Annotated in this window: 16 protein-coding genes; 3 read left to right on the plus strand and 13 right to left on the minus strand. The window is 74.0% G+C overall.

Translation table 11 applies throughout. The features are described 5' to 3' along the window. Positions 1 to 6: 6 nt before the first annotated feature. The gene (locus ABZ079_RS32500; RefSeq protein ID WP_356943040.1) at positions 7 to 1,098 is read left to right on the plus strand and encodes an amidohydrolase family protein; all 1,092 of its coding nucleotides are present in this window, start codon (positions 7 to 9) and stop codon (positions 1,096 to 1,098) included. A gap of 143 nt (positions 1,099 to 1,241) precedes the next feature. Continuing rightward, positions 1,242 to 2,150 (plus strand): SCO1860 family LAETG-anchored protein, encoded by a 909-nt coding sequence (locus ABZ079_RS32505; RefSeq protein ID WP_356943041.1) that lies wholly within the window; start codon positions 1,242 to 1,244, stop codon positions 2,148 to 2,150. Positions 2,151 to 2,326: 176 nt separating this feature from the next. Here ABZ079_RS32505 and cobC read toward each other — a convergent pair whose 3' ends face one another. From cobC to cobM, 6 genes are read right to left on the minus strand one after another with little or no spacing between them, the layout of a single operon-like run. Continuing rightward, positions 2,327 to 3,391 (minus strand): Rv2231c family pyridoxal phosphate-dependent protein CobC, encoded by a 1,065-nt coding sequence (gene cobC, locus ABZ079_RS32510; protein ID WP_356943042.1) that lies wholly within the window; start codon positions 3,389 to 3,391, stop codon positions 2,327 to 2,329. After that, the gene (locus tag ABZ079_RS32515) at positions 3,381 to 4,313 is read right to left on the minus strand and encodes a sirohydrochlorin chelatase (RefSeq protein ID WP_356943043.1); all 933 of its coding nucleotides are present in this window, start codon (positions 4,311 to 4,313) and stop codon (positions 3,381 to 3,383) included. The genes cobC and ABZ079_RS32515 overlap by 11 nt, the downstream gene beginning before the upstream one ends. Next, positions 4,310 to 4,897 (minus strand): precorrin-8X methylmutase, encoded by a 588-nt coding sequence (locus ABZ079_RS32520; RefSeq protein WP_356943109.1) that lies wholly within the window; start codon positions 4,895 to 4,897, stop codon positions 4,310 to 4,312. The genes ABZ079_RS32515 and ABZ079_RS32520 overlap by 4 nt, the downstream gene beginning before the upstream one ends. A 5-nt stretch (positions 4,898 to 4,902) precedes the next feature. Then, positions 4,903 to 6,630, minus strand: coding sequence for a precorrin-3B C(17)-methyltransferase (gene cobJ, locus ABZ079_RS32525; RefSeq protein WP_356943044.1), 1,728 nt, complete (start codon positions 6,628 to 6,630; stop codon positions 4,903 to 4,905). After that, complete coding sequence (gene cbiE / locus ABZ079_RS32530) at positions 6,627 to 7,859, minus strand: precorrin-6y C5,15-methyltransferase (decarboxylating) subunit CbiE (protein WP_356943045.1); 1,233 nt, start codon at positions 7,857 to 7,859, stop codon at positions 6,627 to 6,629. Before cbiE ends, cobJ begins: the two co-directional genes overlap by 4 nt. Further along, positions 7,856 to 8,674, minus strand: coding sequence for a precorrin-4 C(11)-methyltransferase (cobM, locus tag ABZ079_RS32535; RefSeq protein WP_356943046.1), 819 nt, complete (start codon positions 8,672 to 8,674; stop codon positions 7,856 to 7,858). Before cobM ends, cbiE begins: the two co-directional genes overlap by 4 nt. Before the next feature lie 117 nt (positions 8,675 to 8,791). On the opposite strand from cobM, the gene ABZ079_RS32540 reads away from it, so the two are divergent. Then, complete coding sequence (locus tag ABZ079_RS32540; RefSeq protein WP_356943047.1) at positions 8,792 to 9,559, plus strand: ZIP family metal transporter; 768 nt, start codon at positions 8,792 to 8,794, stop codon at positions 9,557 to 9,559. A gap of 14 nt (positions 9,560 to 9,573) precedes the next feature. Here the strand turns inward: ABZ079_RS32540 and cobI are convergent, their stop codons facing one another. Genes cobI through ABZ079_RS32575 form a run of 7 tightly spaced genes read right to left on the minus strand, consistent with a single transcriptional unit; the run spans position 9,574 to position 20,493 of the window. Next, complete coding sequence (gene cobI / locus ABZ079_RS32545) at positions 9,574 to 10,323, minus strand: precorrin-2 C(20)-methyltransferase (RefSeq protein ID WP_356943048.1); 750 nt, start codon at positions 10,321 to 10,323, stop codon at positions 9,574 to 9,576. Further along, positions 10,320 to 11,786 carry a cobyrinate a,c-diamide synthase gene (locus ABZ079_RS32550; protein WP_356943049.1) on the minus strand — a complete coding sequence of 489 codons (1,467 nt, stop codon included), beginning with the start codon at positions 11,784 to 11,786 and terminating at the stop codon, positions 10,320 to 10,322. Before ABZ079_RS32550 ends, cobI begins: the two co-directional genes overlap by 4 nt. Further along, positions 11,780 to 12,388 carry a cob(I)yrinic acid a,c-diamide adenosyltransferase gene (cobO, locus tag ABZ079_RS32555; protein ID WP_356943050.1) on the minus strand — a complete coding sequence of 203 codons (609 nt, stop codon included), beginning with the start codon at positions 12,386 to 12,388 and terminating at the stop codon, positions 11,780 to 11,782. The genes ABZ079_RS32550 and cobO overlap by 7 nt, the downstream gene beginning before the upstream one ends. Continuing rightward, complete coding sequence (locus ABZ079_RS32560; RefSeq protein ID WP_356943051.1) at positions 12,388 to 14,394, minus strand: putative cobaltochelatase; 2,007 nt, start codon at positions 14,392 to 14,394, stop codon at positions 12,388 to 12,390. Before ABZ079_RS32560 ends, cobO begins: the two co-directional genes overlap by 1 nt. Further along, positions 14,391 to 18,050: a cobaltochelatase subunit CobN gene (gene cobN, locus ABZ079_RS32565; RefSeq protein WP_356943052.1), complete on the minus strand. Its 3,660-nt coding sequence runs from the start codon at positions 18,048 to 18,050 to the stop codon at positions 14,391 to 14,393. Before cobN ends, ABZ079_RS32560 begins: the two co-directional genes overlap by 4 nt. Next, positions 18,047 to 19,552, minus strand: coding sequence for a cobyric acid synthase (locus ABZ079_RS32570; protein WP_356943053.1), 1,506 nt, complete (start codon positions 19,550 to 19,552; stop codon positions 18,047 to 18,049). Before ABZ079_RS32570 ends, cobN begins: the two co-directional genes overlap by 4 nt. Further along, the gene (locus tag ABZ079_RS32575) at positions 19,549 to 20,493 is read right to left on the minus strand and encodes a cobalamin biosynthesis protein (protein WP_356943054.1); all 945 of its coding nucleotides are present in this window, start codon (positions 20,491 to 20,493) and stop codon (positions 19,549 to 19,551) included. The genes ABZ079_RS32570 and ABZ079_RS32575 overlap by 4 nt, the downstream gene beginning before the upstream one ends. Positions 20,494 to 20,570 lie beyond the last annotated feature (77 nt).

Consider the following 20,570-nt stretch of genomic DNA (forward strand, 5'->3'; position numbering starts at 1 on the left):
CGGTGCATGAGCGATGGCGCGGTGCTGCACGTGAAGGGCCGGGTCCTGGCGGGACCCGAGGACGTCCGTGACGAGCTGTGGGTGGTCGGGGGGCGGGTCTCCTACGACCGCCCCGCGGGCGCCCGCGACCTCACCACCGTCGAGGGCTGGGCGCTGCCCGGACTGGTCGACGCGCACTGTCATGTCGGTCTCGGCGCGGAGGGCCCGGTCGACGCGGACACCGCCGAGAAGCAGGCGCTCACCGACCGGGAGGCGGGCACCCTGCTGCTCCGCGACGCCGGCTCGCCCTCCGACACCCGCTGGATCGACGACCGCGACGACCTCCCGAAGATCATCCGGGCCGGCCGGCACATCGCCCGCACCCGCCGCTACATCCGCAACTACGCCTGGGAGATCGAACCGGAGGATCTGGTCGCCTACGTCGCCCGGGAGGCCCGGCGCGGTGACGGCTGGGTCAAGCTGGTCGGCGACTGGATAGACCGTGAACTCGGCGACCTGGCGCCCTGCTGGCCGCGCGGGGCGGTCGAGGCGGCCATCGCCGAGGCCCACCGGCTCGGCGCCCGCGTCACCGCGCACTGCTTCGCCGAGAGCTCGCTGCGCGACCTGGTCGAGGCGGGCATCGACTGCGTCGAGCACGCGACGGGCCTCACCGAGGACCTGATCCCGCTGTTCGCCGAGCGGGGCGTCGCGATCGTCCCGACCCTCGTCAACATCGCCACTTTCCCGCGCCTCGCGGCCGGCGGCGACACGAGGTACCCCCGCTGGTCCGCCCACATGCGACGACTGCACGAGCGCCGCTACGACACCGTGCGCGGCGCCTACGACGCCGGCATCCCCGTCTACGTCGGCACCGACGCCGGCGGTTCGCTGGCCCACGGCCTGGTCGCGGCGGAGGTGGCGGAACTGGTCACCGCCGGCATCCCGCCGGTTCAGGCGGTGTCGGCGACGAGCTGGGGCGCCCGCGCCTGGCTGGGCCGGCCCGGCCTGGAGGAGGGCGCACCGGCCGACCTGGTGGTCTACGAGGGCGATCCGCGCGCGGACGTACGGGTGCTGGCGGCGCCGCGCCGGGTGGTGCTGAACGGGGTGGTGGTCGAGTAAGGGAACGTCTGTGCCCAGTGATCCGAAGAGGTGTGCGGGATATCCACGTTCGAGTGAAGTGGCCCAGGATCGCTGACCGTTCACCCACAGTGCGTAAAGGTTGGCGGGTCCCAAGCCTGTCCCGTCTGGGGGGTCCCACCACCTTGAACAGCAACAACTTCCGCATGCCCGCACGCCGTCTCGCCGCCGTCGCGACGGTCACCGCCCTCACCGCGGCGCCCGCCGTCCTGGGCGCGGGCGCCGCGCACGCGACCGGTGACCACGGTCGCGCCTCCGCCGTCGTCCTGCGCACCGGGCTCGACGTGTCCCTGCTCAACAAGAGCGCGGACGTTCCGCTCGCGGTCTCCCTCAACGAGGTCCAGGCACCGCAGAGCGCCGACAGGACCGCGCTGTCCGCCCGGCTCGACGGTGTGGCCGGTGGCAAGCCGTTCACCGTGCTCGGCGCGGACGTCGCCGAGTCGAGAGCCACGGTGACCGCACGGCGCGCCGAGGGTTCGGTCCGGCTGGTCCACGCCAAGCTGCACGTCCCCGGCCTGCCCCTGCTGTCCCTGATCGAGGCCGACACGGTCACCGCCAGGGCCACCTGCGAGGCCGGCAGGGCACCGGTCGCCTCCACCGACGTCCTCGGCACCGTCACGGTCCTCGGCAGGCGCGTCACGCTGACCGCCGGCGGCCAGGCCGAGGTGAGGGTGCCCGGCGTCGGCGAGGTCCGTCTCGACCTCGCCCAGCGACGGACCACGACCCGCACGGCCGCCGCTACCGCCCTCGAACTCAAGGTCTCGGTCGATCCGCTCAAGCTCGATGTGGCAGACGTCGAGGGCACCGTCACCCTGGCCAAGGCCACCTGTGAGTCCCCGGCGGTCCCGCCCACCGAGCAGCCCGTGCCGCGCCACGACCCGGCCGCCGACGTCCGTCCGCAGGGCGCCCCGGCCGGGGCCGGCCTCGCCGAGACCGGCGGCGGCTCGGCGACCCCGTACATCGCGGGCGGCGCGCTGGCGCTGCTGGTGGCCGGCGGGGGAGCGGTGACGGTGGCACGACGCCGGAAGGGCTGACGCCGGATCCGCGCGTGGCCGGGGGGCTTACCGCCCCCGGCCGCGCGGCGGCTGGTCGTCCGCATCCGCGGCTCAGGGCGATCTCGTAGCGGCCTTGGCGATCCTCTCCGGACGGCCGAGTCGGATGGTGGGTGGGCGAGGCGGAGACCCTGGCGGGGACCGGGGCGGGGCCCCGGCTACCGAAGCGCGGCGGACAGTGCCTTCAGAAACCCGTTGACCGTCCCCCGGTCCCGCACGGCCACCCGTACCCACTCCTCACCGAGCCCCGGAAACGTGTCCCCGCGGCGCACCGCGTAGCCAAGGTCGCGCAACCGTCGTCGTACAGCGGCGGCACCCGGCATGCGGACCAGCACGAACGGCCCCTCCGCGGGCTCCACCACCCGTACGCCACGGTCGGCGAGCGTGGACAGCGCCGCGACCAGATGCGCCCGGTCCCCGGCGATGCGATGCGCCGCATGCCCCGCCTCCGCCAGCGCCCGCGGCGCCACGCACGCCGCGGCGGCGGCCAGCGCGGGCGTCGACACCGGCCACAACGGCTGCGCCCGCTCCAGCGAAGCGATGATCTCGGGGCCGGCCAGCACATACCCGATGCGCAACCCCGCCAGCCCCCATGTCTTGGTCAGGCTGCGCAGCACGACGAGACCGGGTACGTCGGTCCGCCCGGCCAGCGCCTCCCGCTCACCCGGCACCGCGTCCATGAACGCCTCATCGACCACCAGCACCCGCCCGGGACGCGCGAGTTCGGCGATCGCGCCGGCCGGATGCAGTACCGACGTCGGGTTCGTCGGATTCCCGATCACCACCAGGTCCGCGTCCTCCGGTACCGCCGCCGGATCCAGCCGGAAGCCGTCAGCCTCCCGCAGCAGCACCCGGTCCACCGGGTGCCCGGCATCCCGCAGTGCGGCCTCCGGCTCGGTGAACTGCGGATGCACCACGACCGGCCGGCGGACCTCCAGGGCTCGGGCGAGGAGCACGAACGCCTCCGCCGCCCCCGCCGTCAGCAGCACCCGCTCCACCGGCAGTCCGTGCCGCGCCGCCACCGCCGCCCGCGCCGCCCGCCCGTCGGGGTAGGCCGCGAGGGACGACAGCGAGGCGGCGATCTCCTCGCGCAGCCACGGCGGAGGCGTGTCGGCACGGACGTTGACGGCGAGGTCGGCCAGCGCGGCCCCGCCGTCCCGCACCTCGGCGTCCCCGTGATGACGAAGGTCGTGCCCGGTGCCCCCGGCGTCCTCAGTGAGCATGGCTGTGCGAGTGCCCCCCGTGCTGGTGGTGCCCGTGTCCGTGGTGGTGGCCGTCGTCGTCCGGATGGAAGTGCGGCTGCTGCGGCAGCCCCACCTTGTCCTCGAAGCCCGGCAGCGCGATCCGGTACACGCACGAGTCGCAGTTCATGCGCAGGTCACCCTTGACGGCCTCCTCGTACCGCTCCAGCACCAGGTCCAGCAGTTCCGGCTCGGGCCCGATGACGTCGGCCGACCGCACGTCGATCTCCGGGTGCGCGGCCGCCCAGCCCTCGGTCTGCTGCCGCACCCGGTCCGGCAGGATTCCGGTGAACAGGAAGTAGGGGAGGACGACGATCCGCCGCGCCCCCAGCTTCGCGCACCGGTCCAGGCCGCTCGGCACGTCCGGCGCCGCCAGGGACACGAACGCCGTCTCCACACCGGCGTACCCACGGCCCTCCCACAGCAGCCGCGCCGCCTTGTACACCTCGGCGTTGGCATCGGGGTCCGTCGAACCCCGGCCCACCAGCAGGACGGTGACGTCCGCCCGGTCCTCGGGGCTGCGGTCCGCCGAACCGAGGGCCTCGTCCAGCCGCCGCTCCAGGACGCTCAGCAGCGCCGGATGCGGGCCGAGCGGACGGCCGTAGGTGTACGAGATGCCCGGATGCCGTTCCTTCTCACGGGCCAGCGCCGCCGGGATGTCGCCCTTGGCGTGACCGGCGGACACCAGCATCAGCGGCACGGCCGCGAACCGGCGTACGCCCTGCTCGACCAGCTCGGCGACGGCCTCGCCCAGCGGCGGCGGCGACAGCTCGATGAAGCCGCCCGCGACGGGCAGGCCGGGCCGGTGGCGCCCCAGCTCCCGTACGAAGTCGCGGAACGCCTCGGCTCCGGCGTCGTCACGGGTGCCGTGGCCGGCGATGAGCAGGGCGGGCGGGGTGGTCACGAGGTCTCCTCAGGCGAAGTGGGGTGGTACAGCAGGGCGTTGAGCGCGGCGGCGGCGACCGCCGAGCCGCCCTTCTCGGACACGTTGCTCACGGCGGGCAGCCCGCTGTCGCGCAACGCGGCCTTGGACTCGGCCGCGCCGACGAAGCCGACGGGCAGGCCGATGACGAGTGCGGGGGAGGCGTCCAGGGTCAGCAGCTCCTCCAGGGCGGTCGGCGCGCAGCCGATCACCCACAGGGCGCCCGGCCCGACCTGCTCGTACGCGAGCCGGATCGCATGGGCCGAACGGGTCAGCCCCGGACCGGACCTGGCGTCCTTCAGCCGGCACACCGTCTCCCGCCGGGTGATGCCGGCCGCGACCATCTCCACGTCCACGACGACGGGCGCACCGGCGTGCAGCGCCGCATGCGCCTCGGCCAGATCGCCCTCGTCCATCACGAGATCGGTCGCGTACTCCAGGTCGGCGGCGGAGTGGATGACCCGCTCCACCACCGCCCGGGTCAGCGGCGGGAAGTGCGAGGTGTCCAGGCGGGCACGCAGCCGCCGGAAGGACTCCTGCTCGATGGGATGGACCACACGGGTCACACGGTTCACTGGGCGCCCTCCTGCCCCGCGGCGGAGCCGCTCATCGGTGCGGCCGCCTGCCAGCGGTAGCCGCGCGGGGTCACCATGCGCCCCGCGATGTTCCGGGTCGCGGTGTTGCCCACGGTCACGACCGTCATCATGTCGACCGTCGCCGGGTCCAGTGCGGCGAGTGTGGTGACCCTGCTCGACTCGTCCGGCCGCGAGGCGTTGCGGACGACGCCGACCGGGGTGGCCGGCTCCCGGTGCTCGGCGAGGATGCCGAGCGCCTTGGGCAGCTGCCAGTCACGGCCCCGGGAACGGGGGTTGTAGAAGGTCACCACGATGTCCGCCTCGGCCGCCGCCCGGACCCGGCGCTCGATGACCTCCCACGGCGTGTGCAGGTCGGACAGGCTGATGGACACATGGTCGTGGCCCAGCGGCGCGCCCAGGACCGCCCCGGCGGCCAGCGCGGCCGTCACCCCGGGCACCCCGACCACGTCGATGTCGTCGGAGGCCTCGGCGAGCGCCGGCGAGGCCATGGCGTACACGCCCGCGTCCCCGCTGCCGATCAACGCCACCGCGTGCCCGCGCCGGGCCTCCGCGACGGCCGTACGGGCCCGCTCCTCCTCCGCGCCCAGCCCGGACTCCAGCACCCGCGTGCCGGGCCGCAGCAGATCGCGGATCTGGTCCACGTACTGGTCGAGCCCGACCAGCACCGAGGCCCGCCGCAGTTCGGCCGCCGCGCGCGGGGTGAGCAGGTCCCGGGCGCCGGGCCCGAGCCCGACCACCGCGAGCCGCCCGCGCCCCGGACGCCGTACGACGGCACAGGTCGCCATCGCCGGCTGCCCGTCCTCCCGGACGGACTTGCGCTTGGGGACGAGGAGTTCACCACCACCCAAAAGGGCGGCCGCCTCCGCCACGGACGGCGTGCCGACGGCCGCGAGGGGCGCGTCGGACGGGTTGGGCACCTCGACGGCCGCCAGCTCCTCGGCGGAGTACGTCACCAGGGCCACCCCGAGCCGTTCGGCGGCGGCGACGATTCCGGGCTCCTCCGCCTTGGCGTCCACGGTGGCCACTTCGGCCACGGACCGCGGCGAGAGCCCTCCCTCGCGCAGCGCCTCCTCGATCAGCCCGAGGACCTCCCCGGCCGGTGCGCCCTTGGACGCGCCGACCCCGACCACCAGGGACGGCGGCCGCAACAGCACCTCGCGCTCGCCCGGTTCCACGGCCCGGTCGGTGAGCCGGATGGTGTAGGAGCCCTGTGGCGAGGTCGGCAGCGGCGGCAGCGCCCATGGCACCTCCGCCTCCAGCGCGACCGGTTCGCCGTCCAGCAGGGCGCGGGAGACCACGGCGACCGAACCCTCGTACGGCAGCCCGAGCGTGTCCAGGCCCGGCAGTCCGACGGAGTCCGTCGCGGTCGTCACCACGGGCTCGGCACCGAGCAACCCCCCGACCTCACGGGCGAGTTCGTTGGCCCCGCCACCGTGCCCGCCGACCAGCGAGACCGCGAACCGGCCGCCCTCGTCCACGCACACCACGCCCGGGTCGGCCGTCTTGTCGCCGAGCAGCGGTGCGAGCAGCCGGACCACCGCCCCGGTCGCCAGGAAGCACACCAGCTGCTCGCACTCCGCGAACGCGGCCCGTACGGCCTGCCCGACGGGACCTTCGTACACCCGGGTACGGTCCGGCCACGCCGCGGCCAGCCGGTCCCGCGCCGCCGCCCCCGCCGCGGTGGCGGAAATGAGGCCGATCACTGGGCAACTCCTTCACTAGGCACCGGGGTTCTGGCACCCCAGAGCAGAAAAACAGGATTGATGGCGGCGAGCCGGGTCACGTCCCCCGGCAGCGGCGCCAGTCGCGACGACTGCAGCAGTACCCCGTCGCAGCCGAACCCGGCGGCCGTGAGCGCCTCGCGCACCGCCGGTACCCGGTCCAGCGCGGCCATGGCGACGACCACGGTCCGCCGGGCCCGCCGCGCGCACGCGCCGACGATGGCGGGCAGCTCACGCCCCCCGCCGCCGACGAACACCGCGTCGGGATCCGCCAGGCCCTCCAGGGCGGAGGGCGCCGTGCCGTGCACCACGCGCACGTCCACGCCGTGGGCCCGCGCGTTGGCACGGACGCGCTCCACTCCGTCCGGGGTCTTCTCGACGGCGACGACGGCCGCGCCGAGCCGGGCGCACTCCACCGCCACCGAGCCCGAGCCGGCGCCCACGTCCCAGACGAGATCGCCCAGGCGCGGCCCGAGCCGGGCCAGGGCCAGGGCCCGCACCTCGAACTTGGTGATCATGGAGTCCCGGTGCGCGAACTCGGCCTCGTCCAGCGCCCAGCGGGCCGGACCGGACGGAACCCCGGCGACCGTACGCACCGCACCCAGCACCCGTGCCTCGTCCAGGCACAGCACCACGCTCACCGCCGTACCCCAGTCCCGGGCCGCCGCCTCGGCGGGCGTCACCCGCTCCACGCGCTCCCGCTCCGGATCGCCGAGCGCGCTCGCCACGACGAGGACACGCTCACCGGTCAGCGCGGCGCCCAGCTCGGCGGGTCCGGCCCCCGGCCCGGTGAGGACGGCCACCTTGGGGTGCGCCCGGCAGACGTTCACCGCCGTCCGCGGATCCCGGCCGTGCGCGCTGACCACGACCGCGTCGTCCCAGGGCAGCCCGATCCGCGCGAACGCCGTGGCCACCGAGGACACCCCCGGTCGCACGTCCAGCGATCCGGCACCGAATCGCCCGGCCAGTGCCCGCACGATCCCGAAGAACCCCGGATCCCCAGAGGCCAGCACGGTCACCGGCAGCTCCTTGCCGAGGTACTCCGCGATCGTGTCCAGGGCGGGCGCCAGCGGGCCGAGCACGACCCGCTCGGCGCCCTCCGGCAGCCGTACGGCGTCCAGGTGCCGGCGCCCGCCGACCACCAGCGCGGCCCCGGCGAGCACGTCGTCGGGAACGGGCGCCCCCGTCCCCGCGCCGACGACCGTGATCAACTGTTCGCCCCTCGCTCGCGAAGCGCCCGCCGGGCCTCCGGGTCCGCCTTGCGGTACCCGTGGAAGTGACCCGGGTGGTACAGGTGCGAACGGGTGCCGCGCGCGTCGAGCGCCGGACCGACCAGGAAGAGCGTGTGCTTCCAGAGCTTGTGCTCCTTCACCGTCTCCTCCAGCGTGCCGATGGTGCACTTCACGACCAGCTCCTCCGGCCAGGTCGCCTGGTAGGCGACGACCACCGGGGTGTCCGTCGGATAGCCGCCCTCCAGCAGCTCCCGCACCAGCTGCCCGCTGCGCGCCGCCGACAGGAAGACCGCCATGGTCGTACCGTGCCGGGCGAACTCGCGGACCTCCTCCCCGGGCGGCATCGGCGTCTTGCCCCCGCCCAGCCGGGTGAGCACGACGGACTGCGCGACCTCGGGGATCGTCAGCTCACGCCGGGCGAGCGCGGCCACCGCCGAGAACGACGACACCCCGGGCACGACCTCCGTCGCGATCCCGATCTCCGCGCACCGGTCCAGCTGCTCCTGGGTGCCGCCCCACAGCGCCGGGTCACCGGAGTGGATGCGGGCGACCTTCAGGCCCTCCGTGCGGGCACGCCGGTAGACGGCGACGACGTCCTCCAGGGACATGGTCGCCGAGTCCAGGATCTCCGCGTCCTCGCGCGCGTGCTCGAGGACCTCCGCCTGGACCAGACTGGCCGCCCAGATCACCACGTCCGCCTCGGCGATCGCGCGCGCGGCACGGAACGTCAGCAGATCGGCGGCGCCGGGGCCGGCACCGACGAACGTCACCTTGCCGGTGGGGGCATCGGCCATGGGAAGGGTCCTCTCGTACGGGAACACAACTCGGAAGCGGGTGAAATGTCAGGGCGTGCGGGAGTACGCGCGGCGCCGGATGTGCGCGAAGGCGCCTCGATCGGATAGCAAGTGCCTATGGCGGTCTTCGTCGCGCTCGGCGCGTTCCTGATGACGCTGGCCGGCGGCTGGACGGCGCAGCGCGTGACCGACCGCAGGCATCTCGTCCTCGGCCTGGCCGGCGGGCTGATGCTGGGCGTGGTCGGCCTCGACCTGCTGCCGGAGGCGCTCGGGGCCGCGGGCCGCGAGGTCTTCGGCGTACCCGCCGCCCTGCTGCTGTTCGTGGTCGGGTTCCTGCTGGCCCACCTGGTGGAACGCCTCCTCGCCGGCCGCCCCCAGGCTCCCGGCTCCACTCCGGCCGCGGGGACCCCCGTCGCGCCCCACGGCGGGGACGAGCACGGGCACCGGGCGCCCGAGGTGGGCCTGACGGCGGCCGCCGCGATGGTGGGCCACAGCGCCATGGACGGCGTGGCGATCGGCGCGGCCTTCCAGGTGGGCGGCGGCATGGGCGCGGCCGTCGCGCTCGCCGTGATCGCGCACGACTTCGCCGACGGCTTCAACACCTTCACCCTCACGACCCTGTACGGCAACGCGCGCCACCGGGCGATCGGGATGCTGGTCGCCGACGCCTGCGCACCCCTGCTGGGCGCACTGTCGACCGCCTTCTTCCGCATCCCGGAGCCGGTGCTCGGCGGCTATCTCGGCCTCTTCGGCGGGGTACTGCTCTACCTCGCCGCCGCCGAGATCCTCCCCGAGGCCCACCACGAGCACCCCGCCCACTCCACCCTGCTGTGCACGGTCGCGGGCGCGGCGTTCATCTGGCTGGTGGTCGGCGTCTCCGGCTGACCGCGGGTCCGGCGTCACAGCTTCCCGCCCCGCCCGCCGTCCCGCCGCGGGGGCGCGATCAGCGTCGACAGGTACGGCAAAGGCTCTCCGTCCAGCTCCGCGGCCGGCCGCACCGACTCCTCCGGCAGCCCCAGCGCCGACCCCCACACGGCGCCCCCGAGCCGCCCGGTCTCCTCAAGCGCCTCGGCGACCTCGGCGGCCTGCCGCCCGAACTTGTACGCCACGACGGTCCCCGGCCCGGCCAGCGCCTCCTTCAGCACCGCCGACCCGGCCGTGACGGGGACGAGGGTCAGCGGCTCGGTGCCCTCCGTCAGCACCGCACCGGACCGCGCCGCGAGATCCTGCATGGCGGTGATCCCGGGGACGGTCTCCACGACGACGCCCGGCACCAGCCCGGCGATGGTCTGCGCGAGATACGTGAACGTCGAGTACACGTTGGGGTCGCCGATGGTCGCGAAGGCCACGGACCCCCGCTGGCGCAGCAGCCCGGCGACCCGCTCGCCGGCCGCGTCCCAGGCCGCCTCACGCCGTGCCCGGTCGGTCCGCTCGTTCAGCGCGAACACCACCCGGACCACCTTGTCCTCGGGCACGTAGTGCAACACGGTCGCCTCGGCGCGCCCCCGCTCCCCGCCGTCTTTTCCATCGGGTGCAGCCATCACCGGTACCACGACGACATCGGCCGAACGCAGCGCGTTGACCCCCTTGACGGTCACCAGCTCCGGATCACCGGGACCGACCCCGACTCCGACCAGCCTGCTGCTCATGACGTCCGGCACCTCTCCACGAACCGACGGGCCACGCCGGGCTCGGACGCCCAGTGCGTGTGCAGATAACTCGCGTGCACGCCCTGCTGTACAAAACCTTCGACCCACCGGACGGGGGCCCGCATGCCCCAGGCGGGAGCGGCACCGGCACCGGGCTCGACGACCGTGCGGTGGAACTCGTGCCCCCGCATCCGCGTCCCGGCCACCGCCAGCACACTGTCGCCGACGGCCACGGCGTCCCGGTAGCCGAGGGTCAGCCGTTCACTCATCCGCGCGGTCGCGTCCAGCACCCCGCACATGGGGCGCCCGTCCAACTCCCGGCACAGGTAGAGCAGTCCCGCGCACTCGGCGGCCACGGGTGCGCCGCTCGAGGCCAGTTCGGCGACGTCCTTGCGGAGGGCTTCGTTGGCGGACAACTCGGCGGCGTACACCTCGGGGAACCCGCCACCGATGACCAACCCCCGGGTACCTTCCGGCAGCCGCTCGTCGCGAAGGGGGTCGAAGGCGACGACGTCCGCACCGGCGGCGGCAAGCAGCTCGACATGCTCGGCGTAGGAGAAGGTGAACGCTTCTCCACCGGCCACGGCGATCACCAGTCCGTCCGGCGTTCGAGGACGAGGCCGTTCAGGCCGGTCGGGGGTCCAGGGGGCGGAGCCACCTGGCGGGTCCGAAGGGGCGGGGCCCCTGGAGGACGGGGAGGGCAGGGGCGGCGCGGGCGAAGCCAGGGCGTCAGACGCATCCCACTCGGCACCCGGCAATGGACCAGCGCCCGTGGCAAGTGCTTCCAGGGCGCCCAGGTCACACCCGTGGGACACCTGCTCAGCCATCGCCGCCACCGCCTCGACCGCGGCAGAACGCCGTTCGGCGACCGGCACCAGCCCCAGATGCCGCGACGGCGTCTCCACCGGAGCGGTCCGCCGCAGCACCCCCAGCACCGGCACGCCCGCCGAGTCCAGCGCCTCCCGGAGCAACTCTTCATGCCGGTCCGAGGCGACCTTGTTCAGGATCACGCCCCCGACCCGCACCTCCGGATCCCAGGACGCGAATCCGTGCACCAGCGCCGCCACCGACCGCGACTGCGACGACGCGTCCACGACGAGCACCACCGGCGCCCGCAACAACTTGGCGACATGGGCCGTGGACGCGAGTTCCCCCTCGCCCGCGGCCCCGTCGTACAGCCCCATCACGCCCTCGACCACGGCGAGGTCACATCCCCGGGCGCCGTGCAGGAACAGCGGAGCGACCAGCTCCGGCCCGCACAGATACGCGTCGAGATTGCGCCCCACCCGCCCGGTCGCGAGCGCGTGGTACCCGGGGTCGATGTAGTCCGGCCCGACCTTGTGCGGGGACACGGCGAGTCCCCGCGCGGCGAACGCGGCCATCAGCCCCGTGGCGACGGTGGTCTTGCCGCTGCCCGAAGAAGGCGCGGCGATGACCAGCCGAGGCACCGACGATGTCACCACTCGATGCCCTTCTGGCCCTTCTGGCCGACGTCCATGGGGTGCTTGACCTTGGACATGTCGGTGACGAGGTCGGCGAAGTCCACCAGCTTCTGCGGCGCGTTCCGCCCCGTGATCACCACATGCTGGGTACCGGGCCGGTTCCGCAGCACGTCCACGACCTCGTCCGTGTCCACCCAACCCCAGTGCATCGGGTACGCGAACTCGTCGAGCACGTACAGCCGGTACGTCTCGGCCGCCAGGTCCCGCTTGACCTGCTCCCAGCCCTCCCGGGCCTTCTCCTCGTTGGTCGAGTTGTCACCCTGGATGTCCCGCTGGACCCAGGACCAGCCCTCGCCCATCTTGTGCCAGTCGACCGTCCCGCCCTGCCCGGAGGCGCCGAGCACCCGCAGCGCGTTCTCCTCGCCGACCTTCCACTTCGCGGACTTGACGAACTGGAACACCCCGATCGGCCACCCCTGGTTCCAGGCGCGCAGCGCGAGCCCGAACGCGGCGGTGGACTTGCCCTTGCCGACCCCGGTGTGCACGACGACCAGCGGCCGGTTCCGGCGCTGGCGGGTCGTCAGACCGTCCTCCGGTACGACACTCGGCTGTCCCTGCGGCATTACGCGGCCCTCCTCGAAGTCCCCTGCACGTCCCTGACCAGCCCGGCGATCGAGTCGGCCCGCAACTCCTCCAGCGTGACGGCCGTACCGCCCAGCTCACCCGCGAGCTGCCCGGCGAGCCCGAGCCGCACCGGCCCCGACTCGCAGTCCACGACCACCGAGGCGACCCCCTCGGCCGCGAACAGCCGCGCCGCCCGCCCGGCGAGGGCGACCGGCTCCGGACCGCCGGTGGCCCGGCCGTCGGTCACCACCACGACCAGCGCCCTCCGCGCCGGATCCCGCAGCCGCTCCACGCGCAGCACCTCGTGCGCCGTCAGCAGCCCGGCCGCGAGCGGCGTACGACCGCCCGTCGGCAGCGACTCCAGCCGGACCGCGGCCGCGTCGACGGACGAGGTCGGCGGCAGTGCGACATCGGCACCGGACCCCCGGAAGGTCACCAGCCCCACCTTGTCCCGCCGCTGGTAGGCGTCCAGCAGCAGCGACAGCACCGCACCCTTCACGGCGCTCATCCGCTGCCGCGCCGCCATCGACCCCGACGCGTCCACCACGAACAGCACGAGATTCCCCTCGCGCCCCTCACGGGTCGCCTGCCGCAGGTCGTCCCGGCGGATCACCAGCCCCGGCCCGGACCGGCCGCGCGCCCGCTGGTGCGGGGCGGCGGCCTGCACCGTGGCCGCGAGGTGCAGCTTGGTCAGGGCACCCCGGGGCCGCCGGGACCCGGTCGTGCGCCCGTGCTCGGTCCGGGCCCGCGAGCGCCGCCCCGCGGCACCTTCCCCGATGCCGGGCACGCTCAGCACCTTCGTGCGGAACGGCTCGACGGCCCGCGCGGCCGGCTGCTCCTGCGAGCCGGACGCCTGCGGCCGGCCGCCCTCACCGGCCTCGGGCTGCGCTGCGCCGCCGCCGTCACCCTCGGGACCGCTGTCGTCGGGTGCCGGCTGCCCACCGCCGCCACCGGGTCCGTCGGGATCGGGATCGTCCTCGCCGTCCCCGTCGTCCCCGGAGAACTGCTCCAGCGTGTCGTCGAGCTTGTCCTCGTCCAGTCCCGGCGCGTCGAACGGGTTCCGCCGGCGCCGGTGCGGCAGCGCGAGCAGCGCGGCCTGCCGCACGTCCTCGGCGAGCACGTCGGTCCGCCCGGCCCACGCGGCCAGGGCGGTCGCCGTACGCGCCATCACGATGTCGGCGCGCATGCCGTCCACCTCGAAGGCCGCGCAGGTGGCCGCGATCTGCCGCAGCGCCCCGTCGCCCAGCCGCACCTGCGGCAGCAACTCCCGTGCGGCCACGATCTGTTGACGTACGGCAGCCTCATCGCCGGCCCAGCGGACGGCGAAGCCGACGGGATCGTCGTCGTAGGCCAGCCTGCGCCGCACCACCTCCACGCGCTGGTCCGGCTCCCGCGAGGCCGCGACCTCCACGGTCAGCCCGAACCGGTCGAGCAACTGCGGCCGCAGCTCCCCCTCTTCGGGGTTCATGGTGCCGACGAGCAGGAAGCGGGCCGCGTGCCGCACGGAGACGCCCTCGCGCTCCACGTACGAGGCGCCCATCGCCGCCGCGTCCAGCAGCAGGTCGACCAGGTGGTCGTGGAGGAGGTTGACCTCGTCCACGTACAGGATGCCGCGGTGTGCGTCGGCCAGCAGTCCCGGCTCGAACGCCTTCACACCCTCCGCGAGCGCCCGCTCGATGTCGAGCGCGCCGACCAGCCGGTCCTCGGAGGCGCCGACGGGGAGTTCCACCATCCGCGCGGGCCGCTGGGTGGCCGGCCCCGGCTCGTGCGGCCCGTCCGGGCATGACGGGTCCGGTGCCGCCGGGTCACAGGAGAACCGGCACCCGGGGACGACGGCCACCTCGGGCAGCAGCGCCGAAAGGGCGCGTACCGCCGTGGACTTGGCGGTGCCCTTCTCGCCGCGCACCAGCACCCCGCCGACCGCCGGCGAGACGGCGTTCAGCAGCAGCGCGAGCCGCAGATCGTCCTGGCCGACAACGGCCGTGAAAGGGAAGGGGGTGGTCACTGGTCGCCCTCCAAGTCGCCTTCCAGCTCCAGGTAGGTGGCGCGCAGCCGCTCCAGCGTCTCCGCGTCCGGCTCGGCCCACAGTCCGCGGTCCGCGGCCTCCAGCAGGCGCTCGGTGATACCGCGCAGCGCCCACGGGTTGGACTTCTTCATGAAGTCCCGGTTCTCCGGGTCGAAGACGTACTCCGCGCTGAGCTTCTCGTACATCCAGTCGTCGACCACGCCGGCCGTCGCGTCGTAGCCGAACAGGTAGTCCACGGTCGCCGCCATCTCGAAGGCACCCTTGTAGCCGTGCCGGCGCATCGCCGCCATCCAGCGCGGGTTGACCACGCGGGCGCGGAAGACCCGGTGGGTCTCCTCGCCGAGCGTGCGGGTCTTCACCTGGTCCGGTACGGCACTGTCACCCACGTACGCCTCGGGGCTGGCGCCGGTCAGATGCCGGACCATGGCGACCATGCCACCGTGGTACTGGAAGTAGTCGTCGGCGTCGACCAGGTCGTGCTCGCGGGTGTCGACGTTCTTCGCGGCGACCGCGATGCGCTTGAACGCGGTCTCCATGTCGCCGCGCGCCGCCTGTCCGTCGAGCCCGCGGCCGTACGCGTAGCCGCCCCACACCGCGTACACCTCGGCGAGGTCGGCGTCGGAGCGCCAGTTGCGGGCGTCGATCAGCGGCAGCAGCCCGGCGCCGTACGCGCCCGGCTTCGAGCCGAAGATCCGGGCCGTCGCGCGCCGCCGGTCGCCGTGCTCGGCGGTGTCCTCGTCGGCGTGCGCCTTGACGAAGTTCCGCTCGGCCGGCTCGTCCAGCTCCGCCACCGCCCGCACCGCGTCGTCGATCAACCCCACCACGTGCGGGAACGCGTCCCGGAAGAAGCCGGAGATACGGACCGTGACGTCGATGCGCGGCCGCCCCAGCTCCGCCGGCGGGATCACCTCGAAGCCGGTCACCCGGCGGGAGGCGTCGTCCCACACCGGGCGGCAGCCCAGCAGCGCAAGGATCTCCGCGATGTCGTCGCCCTGCGTGCGCATGGCGGACGTGCCCCACACCGTGAGGCCCACCGACTTCGGGTACTCGCCCGTGTCCTGCAGATAGCGGGCCACGAGTGAGTCGGCGAGCGACTGCCCGACCTCCCAGCTCAGCCGGGAGGGAATCGCCTTGGGGTCGACCGAGTAGAAGTTCCGGCCGGTCGGCAGGACGTTGACCAGGCCGCGGGTCGGCGAGCCCGAGGGACCGGCCGGAACGTATCCGCCGGCAAGAGCCCGCAGGATGTGCCCGATCTCGTCGGTGGTGCGGGCGAGCCGCGGTACGACCTCGGTGCAGGCGAACTCCAGCACCGCGACCGCGTCCGGGAATTCACCGCCGAGCACGTCCCGCAGGACGGCGCGTACGGTCGTACCGTCCCAGGCCCGGTCCTCCATGCCCTGCGCGATCCGCCGGCACAGCTGCTCCAGCAGGTCGATCGCGTCCGACGCCGTCCGTGCCGGACCGTCCACCAGGTCCGTCAGCTCCACCGGCGCCTTCACCGGAGCGCCCGGCTCGGCGAGCAGCTCCTTCTCGTCCAGACCGAAATGAGCGGCCAGTGAGGCCCGCAGCCCGGGCAGCGCGTTGGCCTGGCCACCCCACACCTGCGAGGCGCGCAGCACGGCGAGGACGAGGTTCACCCGCGGCTCGCCGACCGGACCGCCGCCCAGGATGTGCAGGCCGTCGCGGATCTGCACGTCCTTGATCTCGCACAGGTAACCGTCGATGTGCATGACGAACTCGTCGAACGCGTCGTCGTCCGGCTGCTCGTCCACGTGCAGGTCGTGGTGCAGCTCGGCCGCCTTGACCAGGGTCCAGATCTGGGCGCGGACGGCCGGGGCCTTCACCGGGTCCAGGTCGGAGACGAGCGCGTACTCGTCCAGCAGCTGCTCCAGCTTGGCCAGGTCGCCGTAGGTGTCCGCGCGCGCCATCGGCGGCACCAGGTGGTCGACCACCGTGGCGTGCCCGCGCCGCTTGGCCTGGGTGCCCTCGCCGGGGTCGTTGACGATGAACGGGTAGATCAGCGGCAGATCGCCGAGCACGGCGTCCGGGGCGCAACCGGCGCTCAGCCCGAGACCCTTGCCCGGCAGCCACTCCATCGTGCCGTGCTTGCCCATGTGCACGACGGCGTCCGCGCCGAAACTGTTCTCCAGCCAGCGGTAGGCCGCCATGTAGTGGTGGGAGGGCGGCATGTCGGGGTCGTGGTAGATCGCGATCGGGTTCTCGCCGAAGCCGCGCGGCGGCTGGATCATCACGACGACGTTCCCGAACTGCAGGGAGGCCAGCACGATGTCCTCGCCGTCCACGTACAGCGAGCCCGGCGGCTCGCCCCACGCCTCGGTCATCGCGTCCCGCAGCTGCGGGTCCAGCTTCTCGAACCACGCCCGGTAGTCGGCCAGCGGCACCCGCGCGGGCGCCGCCGCCAGCTGCTCCTCCGTCAGCCACTCCACGTCGTGACCACCGGCCTCGATCAGCCGGTGGATCAGCTCGTCACCCCCGTCCGGGTACGCGGTGAGCGAGTAGCCGGCGTCGCGCAGCGCGTCCAGCACGCGTACGGCCGAGGCCGGCGTGTCCAGACCGACCGCGTTGCCCACGCGGGAGTGCTTGGTCGGGTACGCCGTGAAGACCAGGGCGATCTTCTTCTCGGCGTTCGGCTTGTGCTTCAACCGCGCGTGCCGCAGGGTGATACCGGCCACCCGGGAGGCCCGCTCCGGGTCGGCGACGTACACCGGCACCTCGGCGCCGTTCTCGCCGGCCTGCTCCTTGAAGGAGAACGGCACGGTGATCAGACGGCCGTCGAACTCGGGGATCGCCACCTGCATCGCCGCGTCCATGGGGGACAGGGCCGCGTCCGACTCCTCCCACGCGTCCCGCGAGGAGGTGAGGCAGAGCCCTTGCAGCACAGGGATGTCGAGGTCGGCGAGCGCGCCGATGTCCCAGGCCTCCTCGTCGCCGCCCGCCGACGCCTGCGAGGCGTGCGTACCGCCGGCCGCGAGCACGGTGGCGACCAGCGCGTCGGCCTTCCCCAGCAGCTCGTACAGCCCGGCGTCCGCACCGCGCAGCGAACCGCAGTACACGGGCAGGGCGTTGGCGCCCTTCGCCTCGATCGCCTCGCACAGCGTGTCCACGAAGGCGGTGTTGCCGCTCAGTTCGTGCGCCCGGTAGAAGAGCACGCCCACGGTCGGGCGGCCGTCCCGCAGCTCGTACCCGCCGTGCACGCCGTACTCCGGCATCTTGCACGGCTCGTCGAAGCCCTCACCGGTCAGCAGCACGGTGTCGGACAGGAACCGGGACAGCTCCAGCAGGTTCGCGGGGCCGCCCTCGACCAGGTACTTCAGCGCCTCCGCGACGACTCCGGCCGGCACGGACGACTCGGCCATCAGCTCGGCGTCGGGGACGGCCTCGCCACCCAGCAGCACGGTCGGCACACCGGACGCCTTCAGCGCGGCCAGCCCGTCCTCCCAGGCACGCTTGCCGCCCAGCAGCCGTACGACGGCGATGTCCGCGCCCTCGATCAGGCCCGGCAGCTCCCCGGCGACGTCGACCCGGGTCGGGTTGCCGATCCGGTACCCGGCGCCGGAGGCCCGGGCCGCCAGCAGATCCGTGTCGGCGGTCGACAACAACAACACTGTGCTCATGCGGGCGCTCCCGGTGGAATGAAAGGCAGTCCTTGTGGCGCGCCCGACTCGATGAGCCGCCAGAGCGCGTCCGTGTCCGCGTGGTGTTCGATCAGGTCGCCGAGCCGGTCGAGCCGCTCCTCGCGCAGCGCGGCGAAGGACGTGTCCGGGGCCGGCACGAAGCGGCGGCCCGCGGCGGCGGCCACCTCGCGCAGGAAGGCCCGCCGGAAACCGTCCGACTCCAGCGAGCCGTGCCAGTGGGTCCCCCAGGTCTGGCCGACCCGGCAGCCGTCCAAAAAGGGCTCGCCCCCGTCGAGCGTGGCCACCCCGTGGTGGATCTCGTACCCCTCGACCCGCTCGCCGAGGGCCTCCCCGGCCGGCCGGGTGAGGGTCTTCTCGCGGGCGAACCGCACCCGCACGGGAAGCAGGCCGAGTCCGGGGACCTGGCCGGCCCGCGACTCGACCTCGTCCTCGATGCGCTCGCCGAGGATCTGGAAGCCGCCGCAGATGCCGAGGACCGGCCTGCGCTGAGCGGCCCGCCGGGCAAGGGCGTCCGCCAGCCCCCGCTCCCGCAGCCACTGAAGCGCCCGCACGGTCCCGCGCGTGCCCGGGACCACCACGAGGTCGGCGTCCGCCAGCTCCTCCGGACGGTCCACGAACCGCACCACGACACCCGGTTCGGCCGCGAGCGCGTCCACGTCGGTGAAGTTGGACATCAGCGGGACCGCGCAGACGGCGACCCGCAGCACGTCCTCGCCGACCGGGGGAGCGACGGCTCCCGACTCCGTTCGGGCAGGGGGGACCCCCATCCCGTCCTCCTCGTCGATGCCGAGCCCGTGCCGGAACGGCAGGACGCCGTACGTCGGCCGCCCGGTGAGGCCCTCAAGCATGTCCAACCCGGGCTCCAGCAGGCTGACATCGCCCCGGAACTTGTTCACCAAAAACCCGGCGACCAGCTCCTGGTCCTCCGGTGAGAGCAGGGCGACCGTGCCGAAGAAGGAGGCGAAGACACCCCCGCGGTCGATGTCGCCGACGACGAGCACGGGCAGCCGCGCGTTCCGCGCGATCCCCATGTTGACGATGTCGGTGCGCCGCAGATTGATCTCGGCCGGGCTCCCCGCTCCCTCACAGATCACCGCGTCATACGTGCCCCGCAACTCGGCCAGGCACTCCAGCACCGTGCCGAGGAGCCGCTGCTGCCGCCCACCGTGGTAGCCGCGCGCGCTCAACTCGCCCACCGGCTTCCCCAGCAGCACCACCTGGCTGCTCTGCTCGCCGCCCGGCTTGAGCAGCACCGGGTTCATCAGCGCGGTCGGCTCGATCCGGCACGCCTGGGCCTGCATGGCCTGCGCACGCCCGATCTCCGCGCCCTCCCGGGTCACGAAGGAATTGAGGGACATGTTCTGCGCCTTGAACGGCGCGACCTTCACACCCTGGCGCACCAGCCACCGGCAGATCCCGGCCGTCACGACGCTCTTGCCGGCGTCGGAGGTGGTGCCGGCGACGAGGAGACCCCCGTTCACTTCCCACGTCCCTTCACGAGTCGGCGCGCGGCGAGCGTGGCGCCGAGCGCGAGCAGGCCGACGCGGCGGGAGAGCCGTACGGCCCGGTCGATGTCGGTGACCCGGACGGGGCGCCCGGTCTTTCCGTTGAGTACGGGGCGGTGTTCGACGCGCCCGCCGTAGGAGAGAGTGCCGCCGAGCCGTACGCCGAGGGCGCCCGCGAACGAGGCCTCGACGGGCCCGGCGTTGGGGCTCGGGTGCTTGCGGGCGTCGGCTCTCCAGGCGCGCAGGGCACCGCGGGGGTCGGGTCCGGCCGCGGCGGCGAGTACGGCGGTCAGCCGGGCCCCCGGCCAGCCGGCGACGTCGTCGAGGCGGGCGGAGGCCCAGCCGTAGCGCCGGAGCCGGGGCGACTTGTGACCGACCATCGCGTCGAGGGTGTTGACCGCCCGGAACCCGAGCAGCCCCGGCACCCCACCCACGGCACCCCACACCAGCGCGCCCACGACGGCGTCGGAGGTGTTCTCGGCGACCGACTCGACCACGGCCCGGGCGATCCCGTCGGCGTCCAGCGCCTGCGGGTCCCGGCCGCACAGATGAGGCAACCGCGCGCGGGCCGTCTCGATGTCCCCGGCCTCCAGGGCACGCCCGATGGCGCGGGCCTCCCGGGCGAGCGAGGTGCCGCCGACGACCGCCCAGGTGGCGGCGGCGGTCAGCGCGACGGAGGCGGTGGGGGAGGGGCGTACGGCGCGTGCGGCCAGCGCGCCGAGGGCGACGGGGCCACCGGCGCACACGGCGGTGTGCAGCGCGCCCCAGCCGCGGTGGTCGTGCCACAACGCGCGTTCCGCGGCCGCGGCAGCCCGCCCGAACGCGGCGACCGGATGCCCGCGGCGTGGATCGCCGAGGAGCAGGTCACCGAGAAGGCCGGCGGCGGCACCGTACGCGTAGAAGCGATCGGCACCCATCGGCTCAGCCGGCCGGGGGTACAGGAGCGGGCCTGGTACTGGTCCTTCGGCAGCCGAGCATGGCGATCTATGTCCTC

Origin of the sequence: Streptomyces sp. NPDC006314 (assembly GCF_040613075.1) — a bacterium.
Lineage (GTDB): Bacteria > Actinomycetota > Actinomycetes > Streptomycetales > Streptomycetaceae > Streptomyces.